We start from the raw sequence: 26698 nt of genomic DNA, 5'->3' as shown, positions 1-26698 counted from the left end.
TTTTCTAAAAGAAATTAAATCTAGAAAAATAAATATTTAATACTTCTTAAGACTATTTATTAATAACTTAAGATTTATATCAATTATCCATAAAAATATATTGGTGCTATTTTTTAAAAAAAATTATAAAAGTAGTAATTTACTTTATTTATTTATTTTGCCAATTTATTCACCACATAAAAGAATAGATTAACTAAAATACTTACTATTCCACCTTAAGGGGTCAACACAATTTCGATCATCCAATTATGAAATTTGAATTTACTATAGAATTTGGTCTTCAAGCTTTTAATTTCTCCTTTTACAGTATTGGTTTCGTCTTTTACAATACTAATTTAATCTCTTGCAAAACCTTAGGGCTCTAGTTTAACAATCTCTAAATCTTTTATTATCATTTTATTATGATATCATTTTAATTCACTTTTGTTTCTAAAATGTTTTTATTATACTCCTATTTAGAAAGAAAATTTAGAAATAACGTTCCATTTGAATTTAGTAGACACAAAAAAAGCCCCTACGGGCAAATATTTTACTACTGAAAACGGAGAGAGAAAAGTTCTCTAACCTAACTTGATAATAATATATTATATAATAATAATCAAGAGCTCACTTTTTTCTTTTTATTTTTTCTATGATTTTCATAATCAATAATAAGACTTGATAAGATATTTTTTTTATCTTTAATTAGCCTCTCTAGAATAAAATATATTCTTTTGGTATCTTTTTTACAAAAATCATAAACTTCTTTATCTTTTATTAAAATTCTAATAGATATATTTTGACTATCATCATATTTTCCTACATTTTCTTCAATCATTTTTTCTTTATATACATATAACGAGTTGTTCTTTAGTATGTTTTTATATGTAGCTACAAAACCTATTTCTTTAACTTTTTCAATAGAAATAGCCCCTTCTAAAACTTTCTCATAAATTTTCAAATACATATATGCTTGGCTTCTAGCAATTATATAAGACTTTATAAACTGTTTAAAACTTTTGAAACCATCATATTTATAAAGTTCTTTTTGCTTAATTTCATATAGAATTTTCATTCTTTGAATTTTATTATTAATATCGGACTTCAAATTTAATTTCAACTGTTCTTTTAGTTTATTATAATTTTTCAATTCTTCATCTTGATTATTATCTAAATCTAATTCTTTGCCTGTAGGGATTTCAATCCTTTTATATAACGTTACTTGATTTTTATTTTCTTTTTTTTCCATTCTTCTCTCCTATCTTTAACCAAAAACTACCTGTCCGATATCGGACAACTCCAGACAAGTAATATTATAGCTAACATTTTTGTTAGCTATAAGTAAAAAATATTTTTTAAAGTATCTTTTATTTCTTTATGATACATTGCTTTTGCAGAAGGTTCTGCTCGTTCGTTTATAAGAACCTTTATGCTATTTGAAAAATGAACCTTGCCTTTAATGTATTCTTTATATTCTGTATAAAGCAAATCCTCTACTTCTTTTATCGTTTTTCTATTTTTTATAAACTGGTTTTCTACAATGGAAATATTGTATATTTTCTTCCTAAATTTTGTAACATCATTAACTGCATTAATCAAAATAGTAAAACTTTCTATTGACCATATTTCTAATTGAACTGGAATTACAATATAATCCGTAACATTTAGGGCATTCTTTAAAAGAAAATCTAAACTAGGGGGAGTATCTAATAAAACATAATCAAAATCATAATTTTGAATATTCTCATTTAAATGGTGTTCTAAAATAATTTCTTTATAATCAATGGCCTCTGAATTAAATTTTCCTAAAATTGGATGAGAGGGAATTATAGATATATGATCATTAATTTTGTAAATACATTCATTAAAATGGAAATCTCCTTTTAACAGACTGTAAGAGTTATATTTTTCAATATTTGAAATATACCTATTAAAATAAGAGGTTAAAGAATTTTGTGGATCTAAGTCAATTAATAATACTTTTTTACCTAATTCTTTTAATACATAAGAAAAAAGTATAGAAAGTGCACTTTTCCCGACTCCTCCCTTAATTGAAGCCATTGTTATTATATCTGATTTTTTAATATCCATTTTTTTAAAATTCCTCCATCTGGTAATTTTTTATTGTAAAATTTGTATACTTTGCTCTCCATTTTTTCTAAATGATTTAATGTGAATCGATAGTACTCGGTTGTTTCTTTTTCTTTTTTTCTCAATAAAGTCCTCAAAGATAATATGTAAGATTTAATAGATCCTTTTTTAAACCTAAACTCTATGTGATATAGTTTTTTTATTACATAAATTTTATTATCTTCTTTTTTAAGAAAAAAAGGTTTTTCAAGGCGATCCCATCCATATTTTATTCCTAAAAATTTATCATTTTCTTCTAATGCAAAAAGATTAAAAAAGTAATAATCTTTATTATTATTATATTCTTGAAAGACAAGCCTAAATCTTTGTTTCTTGTTAGTAACTTTAAAATTAACCAAATGTTTAAATATTCTTGTGTAGTATACTTTCTTGCTGTCTAGTTTTTCTATTTTATTAAAAGTGTCTTTTTTAATTGAAATATTGTCAATCTTTATTGAAGCTTTTTTTTGTTTTAGTTTTTCAAGTAATCTACTCAAATTTTAATCCTTTTGTCAAAATGTTGGCTAAAATATTATTGGCTATTATGCCAGCATGTCCTGAAAAGCTATTTATTTTATTTGCTTTCCATTTAGTATTATAAATATCTTTAAATTCTCCTGCAAGAGTGTAAAAATCAGTTTTATAAGGTGCGGTTTTTCTCATAAAGTGGATTTTATGTTTATAAAATTTTAGCTTAGATAAGAAAAATTCTTTAATATCTTTTACCTCATAATCGTATTTTAGATAATTTTTAAAATCCTTATAGTTTAATATAGTATTTTTTAGTGTTTTAATTGGTTTTTTAGTGTTGTAAATTATTGATTTAATTTTTTCTTTGAAAGAATTTTCTATAGAATTCTTATTATAAATATTTATATATTGTTTATTATATACAGTGATATTTTCAGTAGTATTTTGAGGTTTTAAATATCCTTTTTTTTCCTTTAAAGCATCTTTTTCTTCCTTTACTTTCTTAATTAAGTTTGCTTTGGTGCTATTAAAATATGCATCAATCAATTTATGTGCAATAGGTGACACTTTGTATATACAAAGCTTTCCTTTAAATCCTCCAAAGTTATTTGAAAATGTTAATATTCTTCTTTCTAATGCTTTTAGTCCAACTAAAAATCTTAAATCCGGTCTTAGAGTATTAATTGTAGTTTCTTTTTTATTTTCTTTATGTATATTTGAGTTTAGTACGCGAAGTATATCTCCTTGAAAATGAACCTGAAGTTCTTTTACTTTTTCGAAAGTAAAGCGTTCTTTATTAATTGAAGTACTGCATTTTTTTTCAAACTCTTTATTTAAGTAGATAATAACTGAAATAATTTTTTTCAGTCTGCAGATTTTGCTAAGTGGTTTGTTTTTATAGGTTTGGTATCTCTTGTTAGATATAACCGATTTCATTTTTAATCTCCATTTTCAGTGTATTTTTATTAATAATAACTTTATTATAATCAAAATATTTAATTAATTTCAACCCATGAACTATGATTTCTAAATTAAAGATGATTGTAGAAATAGTTTTTACTTTTTTTCATGATGGCTTTTTAGGTTTTACAAAAATGGGCATTTATTAGAGCAGAATCTATGGGTCTTGCTTTAGATAGTTCCTATATTAGTTTTTATTTCTTTATAAAAATAAGCCTTAGGATTTAGAGTTTTATTATATCTCTTAAATTAATTATATTAATATAATCTTTTTGTTTTTTTGATAGTTTTTTAGTTTATTTTTATGTTTTAGCAAATATTTAGGATTATTGGTTTTTTTGCCTTTACCACCTACTAAAAATTGTAAATGAAGAACTTTAATTTATTTTTTAATTTTGGGAAATGATAATTATGAACAAAAAAATGTTTATTGTTTGTGTTGTTTTTGTATCTATTATAAGTTTTTACAAAAATTTTTTACATCTTTACTGCTTGCATGATTATGAAAAATATATTGCTAATGCATTCTGATTATTAAGAAGGGCTAAAAAAAGATTTGTAAACAATATAAATGATTTTTGTAAGCATAAATAATGAAAATTAATGACATTATAAAAAAATGATCCAAATATCTCTTTATAAAGTCTTATCAAAAGATTTTATAAAAAAAGAAAATATTAATAAGCTAAAAGACTTTTTTATTCTTGTAAAAAATAAACTTTCTTCAATATATAATAATTCAACAGAAGTAATATACTGCTTCCGTCCGAAGATATCTTACTTGTAGTAGAAGTTGAGTGTCCATCATTTAGTTTTGATACTTACTAAAGACAAAGCAAAAGCAGCAGAAGATCAGCTATATAGATATCTAAATCAATATCAAAAACATTACGGCATACTTCCAAATGGAAAAGTATGGAGATCGTATGACAAAAAATTTAAAGTATCGGGGAGAGAAATTAATAAGCATATTTTAGCTATCATACTTGAAGAATCGATTTTTTTTATTTCGAGAATATTTTTTATTGCATATATTGAAGATAATGACATATTTAAGAAAATATTAGAAGAAAACAGGCTATACAGATTTTCAATATCTTTTATATATTTTTTTATGATGAAAATGCAAAAAAGAAATTAGGATATAAAAAAATAATAACAATTTTCAGTTTACTTGACAAAGGAAGTGATGCAATAAAGCTTCCCATATTCAATGGAGGATTCTTTACAGAAGCTAAGGTTAAATATTTAAATGATGAAATTTTATTAAGTATCAGTGAACTTGAAGAAATACTAATTAAAATACTTTTCTTAGAAGAAAAAAATGTTAAAGATGAAAAATTTGTAGAGTATTCAAAGCCAGACCCTAAAAGTTTTGGAAAATTGTACGAAACTCTACTTGAATATGATCTAAGAATTGCAGATACTACTATTTATCTTTAAATATAAAAATAATTGATAATTCTTGTGGGTCAGGGCATTTTTTAATTTCTTGTCTAGATTACTTAACAGAAAAAGTATAGTACGAGCTAGATAAATTCAAAGAGGTAAAAAAAGAACTTGATAAAGAATATAGAGCTATTCTTAAAGAAAGTGAAGAATATGATGTTCAGGATAGTATAAGTAAAGAATTGGTACTTAAAAGGATGTTAATAAAGAAGATATAGAAAAATCTAAAAACATATACAAAGAATATGAAAAAAGTGAAGATACAGATAATTTAAGAATAATATTCTCTTTAATTAAACTTTATTCATTATCTTTTGACAAATCTTTAAATATATAATGTAATGATATTACAGCTGTAATTAGTTTAATTGAAAATATTTTGGGCAATAAAACTTCTAGTGAAAATAAAGAAAAAAATAGAGAAAATTAGAAGATTAAGTAGCTACTATAAATTTTTTCACTATGGAATTGAGTTTCCAGATATTCAAGAAGATTTGATATTATAATTGGAAATTCTCCATGGGAGAAAACCAAGTTTAATGAAGCGGAATTTTTTTCAAAACATATTCCTAGTTACAGAAAACTAAGTATAAAAGAGCAAAATAAAATAAAACAAGAAATACTTGGCAAATATAATCATCCTTTAAATATTGAATACAATGAAGAAAAAAATAGTATAATTCCTATTAACAACATTTATAAAAATGATTTTAAAGATTTTTTTAGTGGTGGTGACCCAAATCTTTTCAGATATTTTGTTACGTTTAATTTCAAACTAATAAAATGAGAGGGTAACTTGACTTATCTAACTCCGTATAGTCTTTGGATTGAATTTAGTTTTAGGGTGTTAAGAAAACATATATTTAGTAATTGTAAACTTAATTACATTACCAATTTGAAAACAAAAAAAAGATTTAAAGATGTACACTCAAGTTTTAAATTTGCAATATTCCAACTTAGTAAGACCAAAAACCCATACATCCAGCTTTAAAGCAAAATTTATGATCCAGAGTAGTGATAATATTGTAAAAAAATAACTAAAGATTTAAAAGACAATAAAGACAATGTTTACAAATAAATTGAATTAAACATGAAGCATATATTTATTTTAAAGAAGGATTACAGTTAGCAAAATATAAGGCATTATTCGAAGAGCATAGTAGTGAAAACTTTATATTCCTTTACTAAGGATCAAATATCTATTAATTTAATTTAAGATTTTTTGAAAATAAAGATGCAAAAGAAAGCTCTAAATTTTTATGGATAGATAAAGAAGACTTGAAAAAAGTATTAACCAAGGACAATCAATATCAGACTGAAAGAATATTCTATAGAGATATTGCAAGCAATATTAATGAGAGAACTATGACTAGTACTTTGTCTCCTAAAAATTGTTATTGTGTGAATTCAATATTAAATATTTCAAAAAATACTTCTTTGCTGATAGCTAAAAATGAGCCCGAGAACTTTAAACATTTACTTTACTTAGAATGTTTTGAGTTTGATAAAGAATAAGTTAATAAAAGACTAAATTTAGATGCGGAAGATGAATTCTTTAAAAGAAAAAGAAAATGAAAATAACTTTATTGTAGCGAGTCTTTATTCATTAACCAAAGAAGATTATATCACTTTGCTTAGTGATTTTGAGGCATTAAAAATAAAAAAGGAGAAGATTATATTTTGTCCTTAATAAAAGGATATGAGAATTATTTAAGGGCAAATAAACTTAACCAAACCTAACAATAACTTTTGTATCATTTTATAGCAATGTTTTTGGTAAAAACATATATTTTATTAAATGAATACAAATCTCTTTAAAATAAGAGCCCAAACTCAAATTGTTAATGAAGCGATTTTCAAAGAAAGCAAGAGAGAACCTAAAAACTTTTAGAAATTGAATAGAATAATATATATAGATTTAAAAATGTATCATGGTAGGTGTTTTTTTAAAGATAAAGACATTAAAAATAAAGAGCTTTTATTTTTAATGTAAAAACATAGAGAGTATATATTAGTAACATTTTGTAATTCTTTTATACTACATATATAGTAAAAAAGATGATTTGATAAAAATTATTGGCATTTATAAAAAGAGTTTTTATAGTTTTTTTATGTTAATTACCCAGAAATGTATTTTTTAAAAAGCAGCAGTTGTTTTTATAGCATGTTTTAATAATATCCCCTTGATTTTTTTATATTGAAAAATTAATTAAGTATTATTTAGGATAATTTACACCCAATAACCCATGTTTTATAGCTTTAAAAATTATCTCTTTCTTTTCAAGATTTTTAAGATATTTTTTAATTTCTTTTAAATAACTTTTTAATCTTTCTTTTCTAAATCATTCCTAATATCACTAACTTCTACAGTATTTTATTTTTACATTCCCATCTTTATTTTTCTTCTTAAAGTGTTTCTATTTAGAAGGTAAAAGGAAGTAATAAAACCCGTGACTTTTATTCCCCCTCTCACTTTTATTATTAAAGCTAACAATGAATAGTCCCATAAGTAATAGTTTGAGCAATTAAGTTAGAATACTCATTGATGTAAAAGTTATTATTGTACTTATTTTTTTAGAGTACGTTATAAGTTGCAGTCAAAGTACATCTTTTTTAATAAGATGCACTTAGCTCTAATTTCTTTTTATCAATTCTTTTATTACCCTTGTTCTATATAAAGGAAAACCAGCAATCTCTTTTATGTTTTTAATTTGCTGAGGCATAACACTAAAAAATTTATAAAAACATCCATAGCATTATTTATTTTAGTATCATTAACAGTAAATTTTAGTTTTTCAAGATCAGATTTAACTAAGTTTTTTCAATTTTCTTAACTTCAATATAACCTACTATACTTCCATTAGTTTTAACTAAATAGTCAGGGAATCTAAACCCTTCTTTACTTAGCTTGGATTCGTGCCGAATGCTGATACTTGAATTTTAATTAATTTTATTTAAAGCCATTAAGTAAATTTCTAAATTAGGCCTATCGATATGTTCAGTTTTTACATCTTTTGAGGTTTTTTAGATTATATATATCAGCTTTTTCTATTATTTTTAAATTTATATGTCACAGCAATAGATAATGTACAAAAAATAAGTATTAATAAAACAAATGTATTTATAGCACTTGTAAAATTAGTTAAAACTGAACATATAGCTAACGCTAAAAATGAAAATATACGAGATATTGTACTATTAATAGAAGTTATAGTTCCTAAAACCTTTGAATCTATATTTTTTCTTAAAAAGAATTCCAAATTATTAGAATAAATAGAAATTAAAATTACTAAAAATATCATGATAGTAATAAATATGTAAATATGTGAAACTATTTTTATAGAACTTGATAATAAAAATATTATAGTTAAAATAACATAAATATCATATTTTGAATGTTTAATTTTTTTAAATGTCCATACCCCTACAATATCTGATAAGCGAAATAGTACATATACGAATCCAAATATACTAATAGATATATTTTTATCAATAAAAATTGCTTGCCAGTATAAATAAAAAGGTTGATAAAAAAATTGAATAGCGCTATTTAAAATAAATAACTCTAAAAGTTCTTTAGATTTTAATAATTTTATTATTTTTTTCTTAAACTTTATAAGATATAAGATTAAATCTTCTTTATTGAGCTTGTGATCAATATTTTTATCATTTGGTATAAAAAAAATTGTAATTAAAGAAGATATTAAATATATTAATAATGAAATAAGATACAATCTGATATTGATATACGAATATAGTACACTTCCAATGTACCCACCTAAAATAGCGCTAATGCTTAGTAGTATTTTTACAAATGATATAAAAGCTTTTAGCTTTTTTGAATTATTTTGGTATAGTTTAGTAAAACTTATATCGATTGTACCGGTGTTAATGGCAGCTGACATCCCATATATAAACCATGAAATACAAAGAAGCACGAATGAAGAAGTTTTAAAAATAATAAAATAAGAAATCATTAGTAGAAAAATTGATACTAAGTAAACAGTTTTTCTATCAAAAATATCTGATATTATACCTGATGGAAATTCAAAAATAATAATTGCTGCCATATAGCAAATTTGTACTATAGCAATATTTTTTAGTGATAAGCCTTTGTTTATTAAAATAATAGTTAGTACCGCATGGGGCAATGTTCTTGCAAGTTCTGACAAAAATAACGAATAAAAATAATATCTTTGATGTTTCCTTTCTATCACAAGTCTTATTATATTTAAAGAATTTGTTTTTTTAAATATCAATAAAATGAATAATTATGATTACTAATATCAATTCGTTATTTTTTCATTTCTGTCTTCTAAATATAGAAATTTTTATTTCTAAAACAAACCCCATATTTTAAGTTAATTAATAAGTAAAAATTGCTTCTATGGAATTATTATTTTATAAATTTGGTAAATTTAGTTACAAAATTCTAGGTTATTAAAGCATAACCAGCTTATACAGCTTATACAAAGCAGTTAATTTAATTTTTACTTTTTTATATAATGTCTCAACACGCAAAATACTTTAAAAGTATGTGTTATATAAATACTTGATTTAGTATTTATTATAAAGAGAAATAAATTTCGGTTTTTATTGAAATTTAAAAGGAGATAAAATTGTGTTATATTAAAAAATATCTAATTTTTTTATTATTGAACCTTGTAATCTGCAATTTATTCAATAAAAACAAAAATTCAGATCAGAAAAACAATATTATTAGTAATCTTGACAGTAATCAAAAACAAGCTCTCGCATTCTTTAAGGACTTGGTTCAAAATAAGCAATATTCAAAAGATTTAGAGCAAGCAAGTAAAAGTTTTTTAGAAGATTTAAAGAAAAATAACAAAGATCTTAACCTGCAAAATAAGCTTAATCAAGGACTTAGCTGTGATTATGATGACAGTATAGTAGAAGAGTCATTTGCTCAACTTGGAAATGACAAAATGAAAAAATTCCTTCAACAATTACATATCATGCTCAAAGCTATTAATTACGGTACACTTGTAAGCTTTTCATCATTAAATTTTAAAGATCTCTCTAATTTAAATCAAAAACAAGAACGAGTACTATAACATATAAAGAGTCAATTATACGTTGAATTTTATTTTTACAGTGATGATATTAGTAGTAAAGAATATTTTTTTAAAAAAGCAATGCTAGAAATTTTAAACACAGATTGGTGAGATTAAGTATTAAAATTTCAATAGTAAAACCCAAAATGATTTATTTTATACGAAATGTACTTAAAAATTAAAGTATAGTTTACTTAATGTTAAGCCATATATCTTTTATCTTATAAAAATAAATAAAATAATAAAGATCCTATATTTAAAGAATATATAGATAATCTTAAAAAATCCTTAAAAGATGTAAAAACTGAGCGTGCCGATAGACCTAATTTAGAAATTTACTTAATGGCTTTAAATAAAATTAATTAAAATTCAAGTATCAGCATTCGGCACGAATCCAAGCTAAGTAAAGAAGGGTTTAGATTCCCTGACTATTTAGTTAAAAATAATGTAAATATAGTGGGTTATATTGAAGTTAAGAAAATTGAACAAAATTTAGATTAAACATTTAAAAGTGATCAGATTGGAAAACATAATACTAAAGTATGCTCTTACAAAGTACATTGAGTTTATATTGATTAAAGACAAATAGACTAAATTAAGAGAATCTTTGATTGCCATAAAAGAGCTAAATAAACAAAATACTAAGCTTAATAAAAAATAAATTAACCGAAGTTATAAATATTTTATCTAAATTATTTAATTTACATTTTGAAAAAATAAAAAGTATTGAAGAGCTTGCGAATAATAAAGGTAAGATTAATTTAGAAAATGGATTACAAATGATAAATTTATTGGATGAGTCGTTAAATATATCAGTAGATGATGGTAATGACAATAATCAGGCCAATTTTAATAATCTTAAATTGACAGTAGATAAATTTAATAGTGAAAACTCTTCAATAAAAGTATCATTAAAGAATTTAATCAATAAAATTGAAGTTGAAAAATGTATTAAAACTTTTATGAATAATGTAGAGACATATTTTAATGGTTTGCGTGGTGAGCTTATTAAAAATAATAGTATTATTAGTAATAGTGAAGTTGAATATCAATATATTAGACACATTAAGTCGAGCAGCTTGTAATATAAAAAATGTACCTACTATAAGTAGCTCTAGCTGAATTTACAATTTTAATATATTAACTTTTTATTAATTTTTTAATGCTTTATCAAGGCGTTAAGTTTAGCGAAATTTTTTGAATTTTAGGTTGAATTTCAAATTCAGTTTAATTGGTTTGTTTTATTGAGATGAATGGAAAGTTTTATTAACTTTTGTTTTTTTATTGGTGGTGCGGTATTTTTAGTATTGTTGTGATGAAAAAATTTTTTAAGCCGGCGGCCGATCCAATGGGGTTTTCTTTTGTGTTAAGCTTGAGCTACTATGAGTAGCTCAAGCCACATTTAGTTTTGCGTGCAAATAATAACCTATACATTATATATTTGTAACTTTTTTGCTTTAATGAAAAGAGTTAGCTTTATTGTGTTTGAGTTTGTAAATTGATGTCAATGGCTAGTTTTTTAAAAGACGTTTGGGGGGTATATAAAATGAGTGGTAATAATTTTTTTTAGAAAAGATACACTTTCTAATTTTTATTTGGTCTTTTTTATTTTTGTGGTGGGAAGTGCAATTATTTTGATGATTTTGTGTCTACTGTTTATCAACAATTTTAAAATATAAAGAGAGTATTAGTTTCTAAATTAGAGGATTTTGGTGTTTTTGTGTAAAATATTTTTTAGGTCCATTGTCGATTAACAGTTTGGTAAGATTATGAGATATTATTGTTTGTAACAAAATCTATTGAATTGTGGTGTAGGATATAGTATGGGGACTATATTCGTTAATTTATATTTCTGTTAAAATAATTAATTGATAAGCTTAAAAAACACCGCTTTTCTGCTTTTTGCGTGTTGAATATTTTTGTTTTTAAAAGTATTATTATCCTAAAAATTTAAGGTGCTTAGTATGAGTAAAAACAGACAAAATAATATATTGATAATCCTCATTTTTCTCTCTTTTTTTATTATTAATGTTTAATTAACTAATTAATACTACTAAATATTGGATAAATAATTATTAGTGAATTTTTGTTTTTAAGGGTGTTATTGGCAAATGATAAATTATATTTCGAGGATTCTTTATGATCTCTATTTTAAGAACTCAGTAATTAGTGATAGAACAATGGTTGTTATGCTAGATATAGCAATGGGGGCTACTACTGTTGTCACAATAGTTATTATTTTATTGCCCATATTGAGCTTTTCTAATAAAAATTTTCCATGAATTTCTAGTTTTTCATTAAGATTTTGTTTTATATCTTGTGCCAAATTAAACATATCTTTTTTAAAATTCTTTTCTTCAGTATCTGTATTAGTATTTAAATTTTTCTCTACATTATCTATCTTAGTATTTAAATTGAATATATACTTTTGTAAATTTTTCTCTACACCGTCAATCTTAATCTAAGATTATCAAACTTTATACCAAATTGCTTTTTAAAATTTTCTAAATCTTTATATGTAAATTCATTGTGATAATATCTTTTGGATAAATCATTTGCGATTATTTGATCCATTCCTAATATAATGAACTCGTCATATATTTATTTTTCACTTATATTTGAGATATTTGATAGCTATGGTTTCATAATAAGTTCCCTTTATAACCTATAATACTATTTTAGTTGATTTTAAATATTTTTACATATAAAGGATAAGTTTTTACAAGTAAAACCTTATTATAATTTACATTTTTAACTTCAAATGCCGATTATATATATTTTTGCTATGGGTTTTATATTTTTTTGATATAAACTAAAAGTAGTTTAGTATTATGTTTTATTGAATTTATAGGATGTTACTATTCTAATATTGATAAATCTGGATAGGATCAATTCGGATCCAAATTTAGAAAATATGCCAATAATGTTAATTCAAGTATTGTTTTTTAGTAAATTCTGCTTAAAGTAGCTTAGATTTAATGGTCAATCTTGTATAATTTTATTGTAAATATTTTTTTACTATAAGGAGTGTGATTTTGTGAACAAATTTTTAACAAAATTTTTTATTTTTTTATTGTTTTTTTCAAATAGCCATATTGCTTTTTCTAAAAACAATAATGTTTTGATAGTAACTGCTATGGACTACGAGCTCGAACAGATAAATAAGCTTATTTCTAATAAGCGAGAAATAGTGTTTAAAGAATATGGCCTTAATAAAAAGATTATAAAAGGAAAGTTGTCTAATCAAAATGTTATAGCTATTAATTGTGGGGTTGGCAAAGTTAATGCGGGTTCATGGACTAGCTATATTTTGTCAAAATACAAAATAAGCCATATAATTAATTCTGGAGTTGCTGGGGGTGTTGTTAGTGATAAATATAAAGATATTAAAATAGGAGATATAGTAATATCTTCGGAGATTGCATATCATGATGTTGATTTGACTAAATTTGGACACAAGGTTGGGCAAATTATGGACTTTCCCCAAAAATTTAGTGCCAACAAAAATTTGGTTGATAAAGCTGCAAAAGTCATTAAATTGAAGCTTGAAGGTTTTAATGCATATTCAGGACTGATATTAACAGGAGATCAGTTTATTGACTCAACTTATATAAACAAAATTATAAGAAACTTTAACGATGTTATAGCTGTTGAAATGGAAGGTGCAGCAGTAGCGCATATTGCTCATATGTTTAATGTACCCTTTATAGTTATTAGGTCTATATGTGACATTGTAAATAAAGAAAAAAATGAAGTTGAATATAACAAATTTTATGAATTAGCCGCTATTAATTCAGCCAAAATTGTACAAGAAATTTTAAGAATTCTTTAATAAATAAAATTTTTTGTATTATGACAATTTAAATACATAACTTAAAGGTTATGTATTTAAAATATGTCACTTTTCAGCTTTTTTGTTCTCTTGTTTTTTTATAGAATTTGATTTTAAAGTGTGGTTACATGAGATTCAAGCTTAGTGCTATCTGTTTTTATAGAATTTTCATCATTTTGATAATCTAATAAAAGTTTGTTTAACGTTTCTGAGATGGTTGCCTTTGTAGATAGTAATTCTTTAAACGAATTTTTAAGCTTCTCTAAATTTGAAATCTCTAGTTTGTCTAAAGTATCTTTTTTTAGGATATAAGTGGACGCCCACATCCTCGCTAGAGAGAGGGTTCCTCCCTCCAAATCCTCTAAGAGTGTTGAATAGGCCTTGTGTTTGTCTAAACAGCATTATAATGTCTTTAATTTGCTAATATTAATATCATTTAAGGTATAATAAGTTGATTTTCTATAGTTTTTAGATCTTTCGGTATTATCTGATACCGTTTCTTTTGATGAGTCTGGTTCTCAAAACAATTCTTTAAAAGCTGCTATTCCATATTGGTCTGCAGGTTCTTCTTTCGCTTTTTGTATAGATTTTCTCTATTCGCGCTAGCTGTTTCTATTAAATTTCTTAAATCATCAAGCAGCGTGTTTTTTATTTTTTGAGTTTGGTCTTCTTCTTGATTTTGGTTTGCTTCTGTTTTAGGTTTTAATCTCTTTTTATTGGATTTTACTCCCTTTTTACTATAGTAAGACTTCACATCTTTTTGATTGGTTTTAAAATCTAGATTGCAAGCAGTTAAAAATAGAAAAACGAATATGCTTGCAATTATATTATATTATATTATATTATATTATATTATATTATATTATATTACATTACATTACATTACATTACATTACATTACATTACATTACATTACATTACATTATATTATATTATGTTCAATGTTGAATTATTGGAATAATCATAATATTTTTATTGTGATAAGTTTTGTAGTATTTTAAGCTTTTTTTAAAATTTATTTTTATGTATTTTTTATCAAATTTATATAAATAACAGTATATGTTATTTATGAATGGATTTTTAATGATTATTGTCTTAAAGATTTAAAAACTTTGAAGTTGTAGATGATTTATAGAGCATTTTAAGGCACTATAGAATTGTTCTGTTAAGTAATAGCTAAATAAAAATCATTCTATAAATAAATTAATATTACATGAACCCGGTAGTTGTCTTTTGATTTATTTGTTAAATACTTTGATTGGCTAAGAATACTTTTTTGTAGTCGTTGTTTAGATATAGATTTGTTGAAAAAGAAGTGAGTTTTGGCCTTAAAAGGTATGGCAACATTAAATGAGCAATAGTTAAAGCCGCATTTTATTATTTTTAAGGTTTTAAATAAGGATAAGATTATTTGGAAAATAGATTGAAAATAATTAATTTATTGACTTAGTTGTTAACTTAATAAATTAAACTTAAATTATTAATTCAAATTTGCTCTTAAATAATTTTCATATTCTTTTACTAAATTGGAAATAGAATTTTTTTCTTTTTGTTTTTTAATGCCTTAAAGTTAATAAGTAAAATATCACAATCTCTTTAGGTAATGAATAAAGACTAGCTAAAATAAGATTATTTTTATTTTTTTCTTTTAAAAATTCATCTTCTACATCTAGTTTTAGCTTTTATTAGCTTTTTGCTTTGCTAAGCTAGAAATATTTAAACAAAGCGAATTAGAAAAATTTTCAGGATCATTTTTATCTATTTATAAAGAAGTATTTTTACTAAGATTTGCACCACGTTGAATCATATGAATTAAATTGTAACAATAAAAATTTAGTACATTTAGGTGATATTTTAAAAGATATTGATCATTAGATTTAAAATGAAAATTTTATAAAAAAAATGATTGTATAAAAAGTAGGTTAAGGGGGCTTGATAGGATTATACAAGAGTTTAATAAATTAGATTTTTTTGTAATATATGTAATATAATCGGAACGTGGCCCAGTGTTAGTAAAAATTCTTTCGCTCTCTATAGCAAATAACCTATGCCTTAAAACAAAATATCGAAGTGTTGTATCTTTTACACTTAAAATTTTAAGCAAGTCTATTACAAAGAGACTTATATTACTTAATGTCGATGTTTAAATATCATGGCTTAATAGCTTCCCTGCTTGATAGATGAAAATTAGCTTGTTACTTACATTGAATCACTTTCTAAGCTTAATAATTTGTCTATTTACGAAACACACGCAAGACATTCAGCACAGATATATGTTAATTAAAAGCTCAAGCTAGGAGAATGAAAAAAAATGGCAATGCTGAGATTATTTTTGTTGACTATATTTGCTTGATTACTATGTTGCGGAATAAGATTCCTTTTATTTTTAGTAAGTTGCATTTTTGAGTCGTACTATAGTATACTTGCTCTTGAACACTTGAAATTCTAATAATAGTTTTATAACAAGTTGCTAGAAGTATAAAAAATAGTTTTGCTGCATTTTAATTACATAGCAAAGCACAAACCAATTTAAGCATATTTTAAAATTTATATTTTTTAAAGTAAATCAGATACACTTTCTATTAATGTCTTATAAAAGTTTATTAACTTAAATCCAGATATATATATATTAATTTAGTAAATTTAGGGATAAAATCTATAGTTGTAGTACCAGTAGCCCCATTTTTATTTTTAGTAACTATCGCATTTAATTTGGCCGCACCATCACTTAAGTATTATTATTTTCTTTATATTCCTCACTCTCTTGTTGTAAAAATATAATGTCGGCATCTTGCTTTAACATCCTTATTTTCTTAAATTTGTGAAACCGGGTTCTCTCCTTATTTGAAATTATAAATATAGGACTTTGATTTATGTTTGAAGTCTAGGAGAGAATAATCATCAATAAAAAAATGTTTATTATTTGTGATGTTTTGCACTTATAAGTTTTTGCAAAAATTATGCAAGCAGTGAAGATTGAGTGGCAAATAATAAAGCTAAGGAGTGTGATGTGAAAAAAATAAGTTTATTGTTATTTTTTATTTTGTATTGGGTTTTAGTTTAAACTCGTACGTGGATAAATATACAGAAGCAAGGATAAAAGAAAGTTATACAAAATCTAAAAATCTTTTTCTAAATAAAATCTTATTTAGAAAAAGGTTAGATAATTATAATTTTAAAGATGAAAATAAAGGCTTTTTTGCTTATGCTTCATTAATTAGAGGGGATTTAAAAAACTTAAAATACAATAATGTATTTAGTACTTATTACTATGAATTATTAGAAACAATAAAAAAAGAAAAAAATCTTCTAAACGAAAAAGCATTAAACAAAGATGTTATATAAGGATTAAACATGAAAAGTGTTCTTAACTCTATACAAATAGAAAAAGCAAGAATTAAATGCAAAAACAAAAATCGTTTTATTAAGATTGAAAAAGACAATGATAAAACAATGTATCATACAAAAATAATGATGGATATTTACAAACTTGGAATTGATAAAAAAAGAAATGAATGTCGTATATCATTAAGAACTTTATTCAATCAAATGAAAGTCGAAGAAGTTAGACTTTATTCTATAAAAGAAGGGGATAAATTCTTAGGTATTTACTATGGATATAGAAAGCCAATAAAAAACATTTTTGTAAAATATGAAATAAACGGAATTACAAAATCATATGGATTGTCAAAAGCACACTATATAGAATTTAGATTTAAAAAAGGAAGTGTTTTTTGCTACTTTAAGGGATTATTTCGTTTATTGAAAAAAGAAAAATCAAACACAAGTTATAATATAGCATGTATTAATATGTTCACAAAATTAGAAAAGCATGTATACGAATTTTATGGTAAAAAATACCCGGAAAAAGGAATACTTGTAAAATGGATAAAAAAAACCAAAAATAATAACAATTGCAAGTCTAAAAGGCGGTGTTGGTAAAAGTACAACATCAATAATACTTACAAATTTATTATCACAAAAGTATAAAGTACTTTTAATCGATACGGATGATCAGGCTGCTACTACAAGTTATTATTATAATGAATTAGAAACACAAAATTTTGATGTTTCTAAAATCAATATAGGGAATGTTATAAAAGATAGTATGGATATCAATAAAAGCATTATTAGCGTTGATAATAATATAGACTTGATACCCAGTTATATAACAGTTGATGAATTAAATGGAGATTATTATTATGAAAATAAACACCTATCTATTGAATTTTCATTAAAGACAAAATTAAATTCTATAATAGAAAAATATGATTATGTAATAATTGATACCAATCCTAAAAGAAATTTTACATTAAAAAGTTCCCTAATTAGTAGTCATTATGTAATATCTCCAATGACGGCAGAAAAATGGGCTGTTGAAGGATTTGAAACATTAAGAAAATTTATAAAAGAAGTAGCTGGAATACCAGTGTTTATTGTTATAACAAGGTTTAAAAAAAATGTTACACATAAACAATTAATGGAAATAGTAAGTATGAAAAATGGATTTTTAGGATATATAAGCGAAAGGGAAGATTTAAATAAAAGAATAGGCTGTAATGAAAAATTTGATCTTACAAAAGATTATATTGTTGAATATAAAAAAATATTAGAAACTTTTTTAGAGAAATCGTAAGAATCAATGAACCTAATAAGTTCGGCATGCCGAACTTATTAAAAATAAAGGAGAAAATATGGATAAAAAAAATATTACTTTAAAAATTAATAAAAGAATTTCGGAAAATAATTTAAATTATATTCTTGACCACAGAAATGAAAATCAAAGAAAAGAAGAATTTGAACAATTAATTACGCAATTAAAAAATAATATCAAATCAGAAATATATAATATTATTGATACTATGAAGATCCTTAAGAAAATAAGCGACAAAAAACTCTATTTAGAGGGAGGATATAAATCTTTTAAAAATTTTTTGTCAGATTTTAAATTAGCAAAAACCCAATCTTATGAATATATAAAGTTAGCTAATGCGATTGAGACAGGATTATTAGAAGAAAACTTTATCACCAATAATGGAATAAGAGCCTCTATAAGATATATTAAGAGTAAAACAAACGGAGCAATAAAAAAATCAAAACAAAATCCAATAAAACCATTAAGATTTCAGCTTAAAAGTCAAGAAAGTTATGACTTTTATAAAAGTAATACTAGGTTCACAAGTTTTATGATGGATGAGATTTTTAAAAATCAAAAAGATTTTCTTAATAAACTTTTAAAAAGATATAAAGAATTAAAAGAATAATAAGAAGGTTTTATAAACAATTTGATCTTTGATTTTTTATCAAAATAGAAAATATAAAATTTGAGTTCATAGATAAAGAATTTAGTGAGCAGCAAATAGATCTTATTCTACTTCATAATGGCAATTCCAACTTTAAAGTTTTAAAAAAGAAAAAGAAAATGAAGAATTGAAAAAAAATAATTAATGTAGAAAAGATTTTTAAAAAGGATATGGGGGTTTTTAATGTTAAATGAGATAATTTAAAAAAAACTTAGTATAGAAAATAAAATAATATACTCTATGATAATAGAATCAAAAATTCTTAAAGCATTTATATGCTATTTGATAAGTAGCTTTTGTGTAGAATAAAATATTAAAATAACATAAAATTTACTATTTGAAAGTCTATTACCACAGAGATTGTGTTTTACATTTTAACTTTTTGCAGCTAAGAGCTTCTGCATTCACTTATAAAAAGAGGATATACAAATCAGTTAGACATTGGATATCGGGTTTTTAGTTATTTGACATATTAGATAAAAGAAAAAAGAAATTAGAAAAGATTTAAGAGAGGTTAAAGGAGTTTAAGGAAAAAAAGTCACAATAACTATTGAGGACTAATAGAGATCAAACTAAAAAAACAAACAATTGGCGGCTAAGTATTTCAATGTGTTAATTATAAAACACAAGACAAAATTTTAGATTTGTTTTTTTCTTTATTAATCATTATGTCAAAAAGATAAAAACATGTTAGTTTAATTAAAAAAATAATTTTTATCGAATAAATAAAATAATACTTTATTTATAATTTAATTGCAAAAACTTTTAAATTTAGGTGAATGTAAATTTTAAATATTATTATGAATTCATGTAGACTGATGATCAGCGTATTGATAATATGACATTTTGTAGATTTTCTGCTTCTGTAACTTTTTTTCTAGTTTGACTGTTAAGTGTATTTAAATAAGATTTAAGCTTAGACTCATCTGTTTTTATAGAATTCTTATCACTTTGATAATCTAATAAAAGTTGTTTTGATTCTTCTGAGACTATTTTTATGATAGATAATACTTTTTCCAGTGATTGTTTAAGCTTTTCTAAATCTGAAGTATCTAGTTTATCTAGAGTATCTTTTTTGGGGTATAAATGATCAGTAACTATGTCAAGAACATATCCAATAGAGCCAAAGATGTTGAACGTATTTACCTTGAAGCCCGCCAGCGTTATAATATCTGAAAATTCTTTTAAGTCCTTCGTATCAATAGCACTTAAAAGAGTATAAGTATGTCTTCTATACATTTTAGCTTTTTTAGAATTGCCGGATATCGGTTCTGGATCGCCAGAGCTCCACCTCATTGATTTGAAATCCATTCCATATTGATCATCAGGCTCTTCTTCCATTACTTTTTTATACTTTTCTTTATGTGCATTCGCTACTTCTATCAAGCTTCTTAAACTATTAAGTAGCGTATTTTTTATTTTTTTATCTGGGTCTTCTTCTTGTTTAGGGTCTACTTCTTTGCTAGGCTTTAATGTGTCTTTAATTGGGAGGTCCTCTTCTTTTTTAGAGTTCATTTCTGTTTTAGGTTTTAATGTCTTTTTACTAGATGGAGGCTTGATATTTTTTTTATTAATGTCAAAATCTGGGTTGCAAGCTAAAAATAGCAAAAAGAATACATTTATAATTACAAGATATTTCATAAATATTCTCCTTGAATGTCATTTAATCTTTAGTATAATTAAATATTCAATTATTTTCAATAATTAATATTTAATTAATAAAATTAAATATTAATTATTGAAAATATCATAATAATATTTTTATTGACAAAAGTTTTATAGCATGTTGAGCTCTTTTAAAAATCTATTTTATATATTCTTGATTGATTTTTGCCAAATTTGCTTATTTCAAAAATAGTATGTTTCATTTATGAATAGATTATTAATATGTGTTGTTTTGAAGATTTAAAAACTTTAAAGTTGTAAAGGATTTTTTTAAAGTATTTAAAGTATTTATAGTAGGTTTTTATGAAGTAAAAAAGATTGATCACACAGTGATTTTTATTATCTATACTTCTTTTTGTTATTTTTCTTTTAATTGTAATATTGCAAAAAAATTAAGAATAGCAGATGAAATTATTTATAAATTAGTTTTATAAATAATTTCTTTGAAGATTTAATTTTCATAAATTAATATAATAATTTATTATTATACACTTCTTAAAGAAAGGATAAAGGATCTATACATTTGTGTATTATGTTTATTTGTTCTAGAACGATTTTTTAAATAAAACTTATTAAACTTTAAGTTCTTTAATAAGATAACAAATAGGCAGAATAATCAATTAAAGGTAAAGTTTATTGGTTGTATTAATGTATCGTGGAATTATATTCTCCAAATATTTAGGTATTCTAAGGGAAAGAAGAATTGAGAATAATGCTGATATGTTTGGAACCAATATTGATCAACAATATGCCGAAATGAAGAAAGAAATAAAATACATATTTTTTAAAACCCATCATTCTTTAGTTTTGTAAGTTGATTTTATTTGTAGGAGTAATGTTGTTTTTGGTGGAGAAAAAAATTATATTCGATGAATAAGTAAAAGTAATAAATTAAATAATAGTTTTGAAAAAACGTTAAAAGAAAATAGAAAATTCAAAGCAGAAGTATAAAAGTATCAAGTATTGTTTTTTTATGATATTATTCTTTAAATAAGAGCTTTCTTATTAATAACATCCTATTCTTTACAGAATAATAAATTATAAAAATTTTAAATAATAGGTTTAACAAATTAGCTTAGCTAAAAAAATATATTTTTATAGAGAATAAAAATGTTTCCTTAAATCTATTCCATTGTAGACTCTATTGCTTAAATAATTAAATTTATACTGCCTTTAGTTACTAAGGTCGTTTATTTAATTTATATTAAATGGTCTCTTTAAGCACTATAATAAAAATCCTATCTTTTTTTGATTTTTATTATAGTCTTTTTTTAGATCTTTATTAACAGGTATTGCGCGACTAAATAAAGGATCTAACTTTGCATAATTCATTATAAATAAGTGATTCATCATATTCACTTTACTTTTTATGTTAAGGTATACAATTAAAGCTTCCCTTTTTATGTAAGTAGCCCTATAACTAAATAATTGATCTAATAAATCTACATTTTTAGAATTATTTTTGTTGTTTTTTGTAAGCATTAACACAACAACTGCCGTACAATAAACACCGTTTATAAAGATTGGGTTATAATAACGTAAATTGTTTAACCCTGAATAATAGTAAAAGTTATAGATTAAGTAAATTTAATATCTGAATTTTACTTATCAATAAACATTTTTAACTTCAATTGCCATTCCATTAAAATTATAATACTTATATCCATATCCTTTAGAATTTTTTCCAATACCCTTTATTTTTTTTATAAACTCATAAAAGATTTTAAAATTTCAAATTTGCTTTGTTGGATGGTTTTTAGATACAAATTGATATTTGTTTTAATAAACACATTTTTCATATTTTTATTCCTTAATTTATTTTTTTTATAAAAAGCTCAGGGCTTATATAAATTTTTTTATTAAAGAACTTATATAAGCCCTGCTTGCCTCTCATAAGATGATCAAAAATAAATAGGTAGTCAATATGAAAATATTTTCCTACACTAATTGTAGTATAGCTTAACTTAGAATTAAAATCAATTCATTTTTTTATACTTTATGAAAAAATGAATTGAGCTACAAAATCATATAGATTATTATAAGTATATTACATTGAATTTAGATTTTAAAAGAAAGAGAGACTTTCTCATACTTTAAGGGGCTATTTAGTTTGTTTAAAAAGGGGAAAACAAGTGTTTCTTATAAAATAACATATATTGATATAATTACAAAATTAGAAAAACATGTATTCGAATTTTATGATAAAAACATCTAGCATAAAGAATGCTTATAAGATGAATATAAAAATCCCAAATAATAACAATTGCAATTCTTAAAGGTGGCGTTGGTCAAAGTATAACCAATAATACTTCTAAATTTATTTGTCATAAAAGCGCAAGTTACTTTTAATCTATACAGATGATTAGGTCGCTACTAAAAGTTATTATTATAATGAATTAGAAACACAAAATTTTAATATTTCTCATAAATATAGGAAATGTTATAAAAGATAGTATAGATTTTAATAAAAGCATTATCAGTGTTGACAATAATATAGAATTGATACTTAGTAATTAGTAGTCATTATGTAATATTTTTAATGACGGCAGAAAAATGGGTTGTTGAAGGATTTGAAACATTAAAAAGATTTATAAAAGAAGTAGCTGGAATACCAGTGTTTATTTTTATAACAAGGTTTAAAAAATACTATCCACAAGTAAAATTAATGGAAATAATAAGTATTAAAAATGAGTTTTAGGATTTATAAGCGAAAGGAAAGATTTAAATAAAAGAATAAGGAGCGACGAAAAATTTAATTTTTTTTAATACAATCTTTTTAAAAAAAATTAAAAACCATTTGAAACTTTTTTAGGAAAATTGTAAGAATTGACAACTTTAATAAGTTCGGCACACCGGACTTATTGGAAATAGGGGAGGATATGGGTCAAAAAAGCATTAATTTTAAAAATTAGCAAAAGAATTTCAGAAAATAATTTAAATTATATTCTTGATCAAAGTAATAAGAATCAAATCAAAACAGAATTTGAACAATTAATTACGCAATTAAAAAATAATATCAAATTGAAAATATAGATAAAAATAAAAAATTAAATAGGGATCCTAAAATGTTGTTTATCAAGTAATAAAATTTTATTGGATGTGATTCAATATTATCAAAGAAAAAAGTAAATTTAATAAAATAGAAAAGAGATTGTCAAAAATAAGTAATATAAAATGTTTTTAAGTTTGATTGTAATAGATTTTAGTTTGTAAATCAACAAGCTTAATAAATATGGTGCAGCAAGGTGGACAATATTTTGATTGGTTTAATGTGTTTGAAGAGTTAATAGCTAGACGAGCGCTTAATATTTTAAAGTGAGCATGTCCTTTAAAGGAATTTTATATATACTTAAGATCAAAGATTTAAGAAGTTTATGATTTAGAGAGTTTATTAAAGAATTAGGTGATAATATTGCTGTTTTACATAAAAATCAATAATGCCAATGATGTTGACAAATATAGTTTTTTTAAAAAAATGGGTAAAGTCATAAACTTTAGTAGAGCTTAATAATTGATAGATAATTTGTTAATAGTGGTGTGATTGTAAAGCTTTTAGAGATTAAGAATAGTGATTTTAATTATATAAATAGTGATGTTGCAGACTATAATAAAAATGTTTATTTTTATTATAGCAAGTCTTTTTCAAACATTATTTGCAAGCATAAATACAAGGAACATGCAATTGTTGTGAGTATTGCCATTTGATATTTTTGATATATGTAGTACTAATTAATTATAAGATTAAGATAAATGATCTACTAATGTAGAAAGTGGCCGAAGGTGTTTTAATTTATTAACATTATTGTCGTGTAAAATCATTTCTATCTAAATTTAGAAGCGATTATAATTAAATTGTGAGTGGAGAATTATTTTACTTTTTCAATAACAAATTCTAGCAGTTAACGTTTTTGTATTCATAATAATTTGCAAAAAATAACAATTAATAAAATGTTTTACTAGTTGTTATTTAAATATATAAAAGTTTAGCCACATCTAATTTATGCAAAAAGTATTTTCTTTGATTTGAGATTTTTTTATGTAGCTTAGCAACTATTAATCTAAATTTAGCCCTATTGTATTATATTTTAATTTATTTTATAAATTCATCCTCACCCAAATTTAATAGAAATTATAGGTGGAATATTTTTTGATAAATATTATTAATTTATAATTATTTAATGTTAGACTTTTATTTATAGTGTCACCTTACCTTCTAGACTAGAAATATAGTAAATGTTAATAAGGTATTTAACTGTTAATCGAAAAGATCTAATAAAGCGTTGCTAATTTAAAAGAAGGAGATATAGTGCTATTTTATATAGCACTATATATATAATAATTAATTATGAAAAGCATAGTTGATAGTCCTAAACTATACACAAAAGTTAGTAATAATAAACTGCCTAAATCTTGATCCAATAATAAACCTAAATTTCAATTTACTTACAAAACCAAAAGTTTACTTGTTCTCAAGATGCTTTTCTGCAAATTTAACACTAGGAGAATTAAAATTGACTGCCGAGTTTACTGCTTCTCCTTTAGCCTTAATAGTCTTAGCTATTTTTGTTAAGCTTTCATTAATAGCTTTTAGTACCAACTGAGATAAAGCATCAACAGTTTTATTGGCAGCATTTTTAACAAGAGCTCTGATAGTATCACCATCACCACTTGGTTTTCGACCCATTTTCACAGCAAACTTTCCGTCTTTAGCCATTCCCCTTAAAACAATAGCAGCAGCAATCTGAGTATCTTTTTCCATATTGCCCGTGAATGCAGTAGCATCTGAATTGTCATCTCCCCCAATGGCAGCTTCAATCGGATTTGTAGCGTTATCAGCATTCTTTCCCTCTGGCGCCTCACCACCACTTTCAATAGCCTTAGCAGCAGCAATAATGGCTCCTAATATCTGCTCCCCACTAGCATTTTTAACAGCCTCAGCAGCCTTCTTAATATCCTCTGGATTAGCTCCACCTCCAATCTCACCAGGTGGAACATTGTCATCAAAAACTTTACCACCCGGATCACCCTGTTTTCCAGAGAACATCTTACCCGCTTCCTTATTGTTACTGTCGATGCTTGACTTTGTAGCTTTATCGCCTTCAGCTTTTAATTCATCAGCAATACCGGCCGCCTCAACAATTTTCTTTATTCCTTTAGCAATCTCGACAACACTTTTTACATCGGCTTTGGTTGCTACATTACCACTACTCTTAACCTCGACAACTTCTCCCATAGCTTCAGTTGCAGTTTCGGCTACAGTCTCCACAATAGTATTAGCAGCATTTATCATTTTCCCTATCATATCGTTAATTTTACTTATTTCATCATCAACAGGGTTTACTGTGCTATTATCTTCTTTGGCTGTATTAGTATTCTTTCCTTCTGTTGTCTTAACACTTTCTTCACTAATTAATTTAGCAAATTTATCTTTGGCTTTATTTAATGTTTTAGCCATGCTATTAAAATAATTTTTTACCTCAGATTTTTTTGGGTTTGGGTTAAGGCTTGGAAAGCCATCAATCAACCCATCAAAGGAGGTAAATTTTGGGGTTTGGATTGAATTAATAGCTTTTCTAGTATCGCTTTTACAATTGATAAAAACAAGAAAAACTATTGTAAAAATTGCACTTGATATTTTTTTCATATAGTCTCCTTAATAAAAAGTATGAGAATATCATCTTAACTTAAAATTGGTGATTTAGCAAGTTTATTGGCTATATAAAAGACATACATAATAATTTAAGAACTCTTTAAGAGAAAAGAATATAAATAAACAAGTTACACATGTAAACGCTTACTTTAGAAAAGTATATTTTTTTATTTCTCCTTTTTAG

21 protein-coding genes and 3 pseudogenes are annotated in these 26698 nt (G+C 24.0%); 12 read left to right on the top strand and 12 right to left on the bottom strand.

What is annotated here, in order from left to right:
- Window positions 1-598 precede the first annotated feature (598 nt).
- From BVAVS116_RS05580 to BVAVS116_RS05565, 4 genes are all read right to left on the bottom strand, one after another.
- Window positions 599-1228: a chromosome replication/partitioning protein gene (locus BVAVS116_RS05580; RefSeq protein WP_015899247.1), complete on the bottom strand. Its 630-nt coding sequence runs from the start codon at window positions 1226-1228 to the stop codon at window positions 599-601.
- 86 nt (window positions 1229-1314) lie between these two features.
- The gene (locus BVAVS116_RS05575) at window positions 1315-2070 is read right to left on the bottom strand and encodes a ParA family protein (protein WP_015899246.1); all 756 of its coding nucleotides are present in this window, start codon (window positions 2068-2070) and stop codon (window positions 1315-1317) included.
- A complete protein-coding gene (locus BVAVS116_RS05570) occupies window positions 2046-2606 on the bottom strand; it encodes a DUF226 domain-containing protein (protein WP_015899245.1) in 561 nt (186 codons plus the stop codon). Before BVAVS116_RS05570 ends, BVAVS116_RS05575 begins: the two co-directional genes overlap by 25 nt.
- Window positions 2599-3516: a plasmid maintenance protein gene (locus BVAVS116_RS05565; RefSeq protein WP_015899244.1), complete on the bottom strand. Its 918-nt coding sequence runs from the start codon at window positions 3514-3516 to the stop codon at window positions 2599-2601. Before BVAVS116_RS05565 ends, BVAVS116_RS05570 begins: the two co-directional genes overlap by 8 nt.
- Window positions 3517-4133: 617 nt before the next feature.
- Between BVAVS116_RS05565 and BVAVS116_RS06735 the strand changes: the two are divergent.
- A pseudogene (locus tag BVAVS116_RS06735) lies at window positions 4134-6729 on the top strand (hypothetical protein).
- A gap of 1298 nt (window positions 6730-8027) precedes the next feature.
- Here BVAVS116_RS06735 and BVAVS116_RS05555 read toward each other — a convergent pair.
- Complete coding sequence (locus BVAVS116_RS05555; RefSeq protein ID WP_040351413.1) at window positions 8028-9206, bottom strand: MFS transporter; 1179 nt, start codon at window positions 9204-9206, stop codon at window positions 8028-8030.
- Between the two features lie 402 nt (window positions 9207-9608).
- Here BVAVS116_RS05555 and BVAVS116_RS05550 point away from each other — a divergent pair, with 402 nt between their 5' ends.
- Together BVAVS116_RS05550 and BVAVS116_RS06170 are read left to right on the top strand one after the other, a co-directional pair.
- Entirely contained in the window at window positions 9609-10064 is a 456-nt protein-coding gene (locus BVAVS116_RS05550; RefSeq protein WP_015899234.1) for a hypothetical protein, read from the top strand.
- A 779-nt stretch (window positions 10065-10843) separates the two neighbouring features.
- Complete coding sequence (locus tag BVAVS116_RS06170; RefSeq protein WP_015899232.1) at window positions 10844-11149, top strand: hypothetical protein; 306 nt, start codon at window positions 10844-10846, stop codon at window positions 11147-11149.
- A 1061-nt stretch (window positions 11150-12210) separates the two neighbouring features.
- Here the strand turns inward: BVAVS116_RS06170 and bdr (BVAVS116_RS05540) are convergent.
- Window positions 12211-12638 (bottom strand): annotated as a pseudogene (gene bdr / locus BVAVS116_RS05540) (Bdr family repetitive protein).
- Between the two features lie 463 nt (window positions 12639-13101).
- Between bdr (BVAVS116_RS05540) and BVAVS116_RS05535 the strand changes: the two are divergent.
- Window positions 13102-13896 carry a 5'-methylthioadenosine/adenosylhomocysteine nucleosidase gene (locus tag BVAVS116_RS05535; protein WP_015899227.1) on the top strand — a complete coding sequence of 265 codons (795 nt, stop codon included), beginning with the start codon at window positions 13102-13104 and terminating at the stop codon, window positions 13894-13896.
- A gap of 113 nt (window positions 13897-14009) precedes the next feature.
- Here the strand turns inward: BVAVS116_RS05535 and BVAVS116_RS06885 are convergent, their stop codons facing one another.
- Together BVAVS116_RS06885 and BVAVS116_RS06880 are read right to left on the bottom strand one after the other, a co-directional pair.
- A complete protein-coding gene (locus BVAVS116_RS06885) occupies window positions 14010-14252 on the bottom strand; it encodes a virulence associated lipoprotein (RefSeq protein WP_234925303.1) in 243 nt (80 codons plus the stop codon).
- A 185-nt stretch (window positions 14253-14437) separates the two neighbouring features.
- Complete coding sequence (locus BVAVS116_RS06880) at window positions 14438-14650, bottom strand: hypothetical protein (protein ID WP_015899225.1); 213 nt, start codon at window positions 14648-14650, stop codon at window positions 14438-14440.
- 2318 nt (window positions 14651-16968) lie between these two features.
- Between BVAVS116_RS06880 and BVAVS116_RS05525 the strand changes: the two genes are divergently transcribed.
- From BVAVS116_RS05525 to bdr (BVAVS116_RS06930), 5 genes are read left to right on the top strand one after another with little or no spacing between them, the layout of a single operon-like run.
- Window positions 16969-17241, top strand: coding sequence for a hypothetical protein (locus BVAVS116_RS05525; RefSeq protein ID WP_015899222.1), 273 nt, complete (start codon window positions 16969-16971; stop codon window positions 17239-17241).
- Between the two features lie 9 nt (window positions 17242-17250).
- Window positions 17251-17838 carry a DUF226 domain-containing protein gene (locus BVAVS116_RS05520; RefSeq protein ID WP_015899221.1) on the top strand — a complete coding sequence of 196 codons (588 nt, stop codon included), beginning with the start codon at window positions 17251-17253 and terminating at the stop codon, window positions 17836-17838.
- A complete protein-coding gene (locus BVAVS116_RS05515; RefSeq protein ID WP_040351405.1) occupies window positions 17801-18532 on the top strand; it encodes a ParA family protein in 732 nt (243 codons plus the stop codon). Before BVAVS116_RS05520 ends, BVAVS116_RS05515 begins: the two co-directional genes overlap by 38 nt.
- A gap of 58 nt (window positions 18533-18590) precedes the next feature.
- On the top strand, window positions 18591-19160 hold the full coding sequence (locus tag BVAVS116_RS05510; protein ID WP_015899219.1) for a chromosome replication/partitioning protein: 570 nt from the start codon (window positions 18591-18593) through the stop codon (window positions 19158-19160).
- 38 nt (window positions 19161-19198) lie between these two features.
- Window positions 19199-19330: a Bdr family repetitive protein gene (gene bdr / locus BVAVS116_RS06930; protein ID WP_407637029.1), complete on the top strand. Its 132-nt coding sequence runs from the start codon at window positions 19199-19201 to the stop codon at window positions 19328-19330.
- Between the two features lie 691 nt (window positions 19331-20021).
- On the opposite strand, the gene BVAVS116_RS05505 is transcribed toward bdr (BVAVS116_RS06930), so the two are convergent.
- A complete protein-coding gene (locus BVAVS116_RS05505) occupies window positions 20022-20840 on the bottom strand; it encodes a virulence associated lipoprotein (RefSeq protein WP_015899218.1) in 819 nt (272 codons plus the stop codon).
- A gap of 672 nt (window positions 20841-21512) precedes the next feature.
- Here BVAVS116_RS05505 and BVAVS116_RS06550 point away from each other — a divergent pair.
- A complete protein-coding gene (locus tag BVAVS116_RS06550; RefSeq protein ID WP_015899216.1) occupies window positions 21513-21677 on the top strand; it encodes a hypothetical protein in 165 nt (54 codons plus the stop codon).
- A gap of 411 nt (window positions 21678-22088) precedes the next feature.
- Here BVAVS116_RS06550 and BVAVS116_RS05500 read toward each other — a convergent pair whose 3' ends face one another.
- Window positions 22089-22352 carry a hypothetical protein gene (locus tag BVAVS116_RS05500; RefSeq protein WP_148271175.1) on the bottom strand — a complete coding sequence of 88 codons (264 nt, stop codon included), beginning with the start codon at window positions 22350-22352 and terminating at the stop codon, window positions 22089-22091.
- A gap of 622 nt (window positions 22353-22974) precedes the next feature.
- Between BVAVS116_RS05500 and BVAVS116_RS06925 the strand changes: the two genes are divergently transcribed.
- Both BVAVS116_RS06925 and BVAVS116_RS06730 read left to right on the top strand, forming a co-directional pair.
- Window positions 22975-23079, top strand: a complete 105-nt coding sequence (locus BVAVS116_RS06925) for a hypothetical protein (protein WP_158309992.1) — start codon at window positions 22975-22977, stop codon at window positions 23077-23079.
- Between the two features lie 324 nt (window positions 23080-23403).
- Complete coding sequence (locus BVAVS116_RS06730) at window positions 23404-23562, top strand: CobQ/CobB/MinD/ParA nucleotide binding domain-containing protein (protein WP_015899214.1); 159 nt, start codon at window positions 23404-23406, stop codon at window positions 23560-23562.
- A gap of 1296 nt (window positions 23563-24858) precedes the next feature.
- On the opposite strand, the pseudogene BVAVS116_RS06725 reads toward BVAVS116_RS06730, so the two are convergent.
- Together BVAVS116_RS06725 and BVAVS116_RS06500 are read right to left on the bottom strand one after the other, a co-directional pair.
- Window positions 24859-24939 (bottom strand): annotated as a pseudogene (locus BVAVS116_RS06725) (transposase); the annotation flags it as partial.
- Between the two features lie 384 nt (window positions 24940-25323).
- Window positions 25324-26508, bottom strand: coding sequence for a variable large family protein (locus tag BVAVS116_RS06500; RefSeq protein WP_015899213.1), 1185 nt, complete (start codon window positions 26506-26508; stop codon window positions 25324-25326).
- Window positions 26509-26698: the final 190 nt, after the last annotated feature.

Source organism: Borreliella valaisiana VS116 (assembly GCF_000170955.2).
GTDB lineage: Bacteria > Spirochaetota > Spirochaetia > Borreliales > Borreliaceae > Borreliella > Borreliella valaisiana.
Note: the sequence above shows the minus strand (reverse complement) of the source record. Positions and strands in the feature narration are given on the sequence as shown.

Excerpts from the sequence above, each read along its gene's own strand:
- BVAVS116_RS05580 (WP_015899247.1), bottom strand. The coding sequence starts at position 1,228 with ATGGAAAAAAAAGAAAATAAAAATCAAGTAACGTTATATAAAAGGATT.
- BVAVS116_RS06170 (WP_015899232.1), top strand. The coding sequence starts at position 10,844 with ATGATAAATTTATTGGATGAGTCGTTAAATATATCAGTAGATGATGGT.
- BVAVS116_RS05510 (WP_015899219.1), top strand. The coding sequence starts at position 18,591 with ATGGATAAAAAAAATATTACTTTAAAAATTAATAAAAGAATTTCGGAA.
- BVAVS116_RS06730 (WP_015899214.1), top strand. The coding sequence starts at position 23,404 with ATGACGGCAGAAAAATGGGTTGTTGAAGGATTTGAAACATTAAAAAGA.
- BVAVS116_RS05520 (WP_015899221.1), top strand. The coding sequence starts at position 17,251 with ATGAAAAGTGTTCTTAACTCTATACAAATAGAAAAAGCAAGAATTAAA.
- BVAVS116_RS05565 (WP_015899244.1), bottom strand. The coding sequence starts at position 3,516 with ATGAAATCGGTTATATCTAACAAGAGATACCAAACCTATAAAAACAAA.
- BVAVS116_RS05505 (WP_015899218.1), bottom strand. The coding sequence starts at position 20,840 with ATGAAATATCTTGTAATTATAAATGTATTCTTTTTGCTATTTTTAGCT.
- BVAVS116_RS06550 (WP_015899216.1), top strand. The coding sequence starts at position 21,513 with ATGTATCGTGGAATTATATTCTCCAAATATTTAGGTATTCTAAGGGAA.
- BVAVS116_RS06500 (WP_015899213.1), bottom strand. The coding sequence starts at position 26,508 with ATGAAAAAAATATCAAGTGCAATTTTTACAATAGTTTTTCTTGTTTTT.
- BVAVS116_RS05575 (WP_015899246.1), bottom strand. The coding sequence starts at position 2,070 with ATGGATATTAAAAAATCAGATATAATAACAATGGCTTCAATTAAGGGA.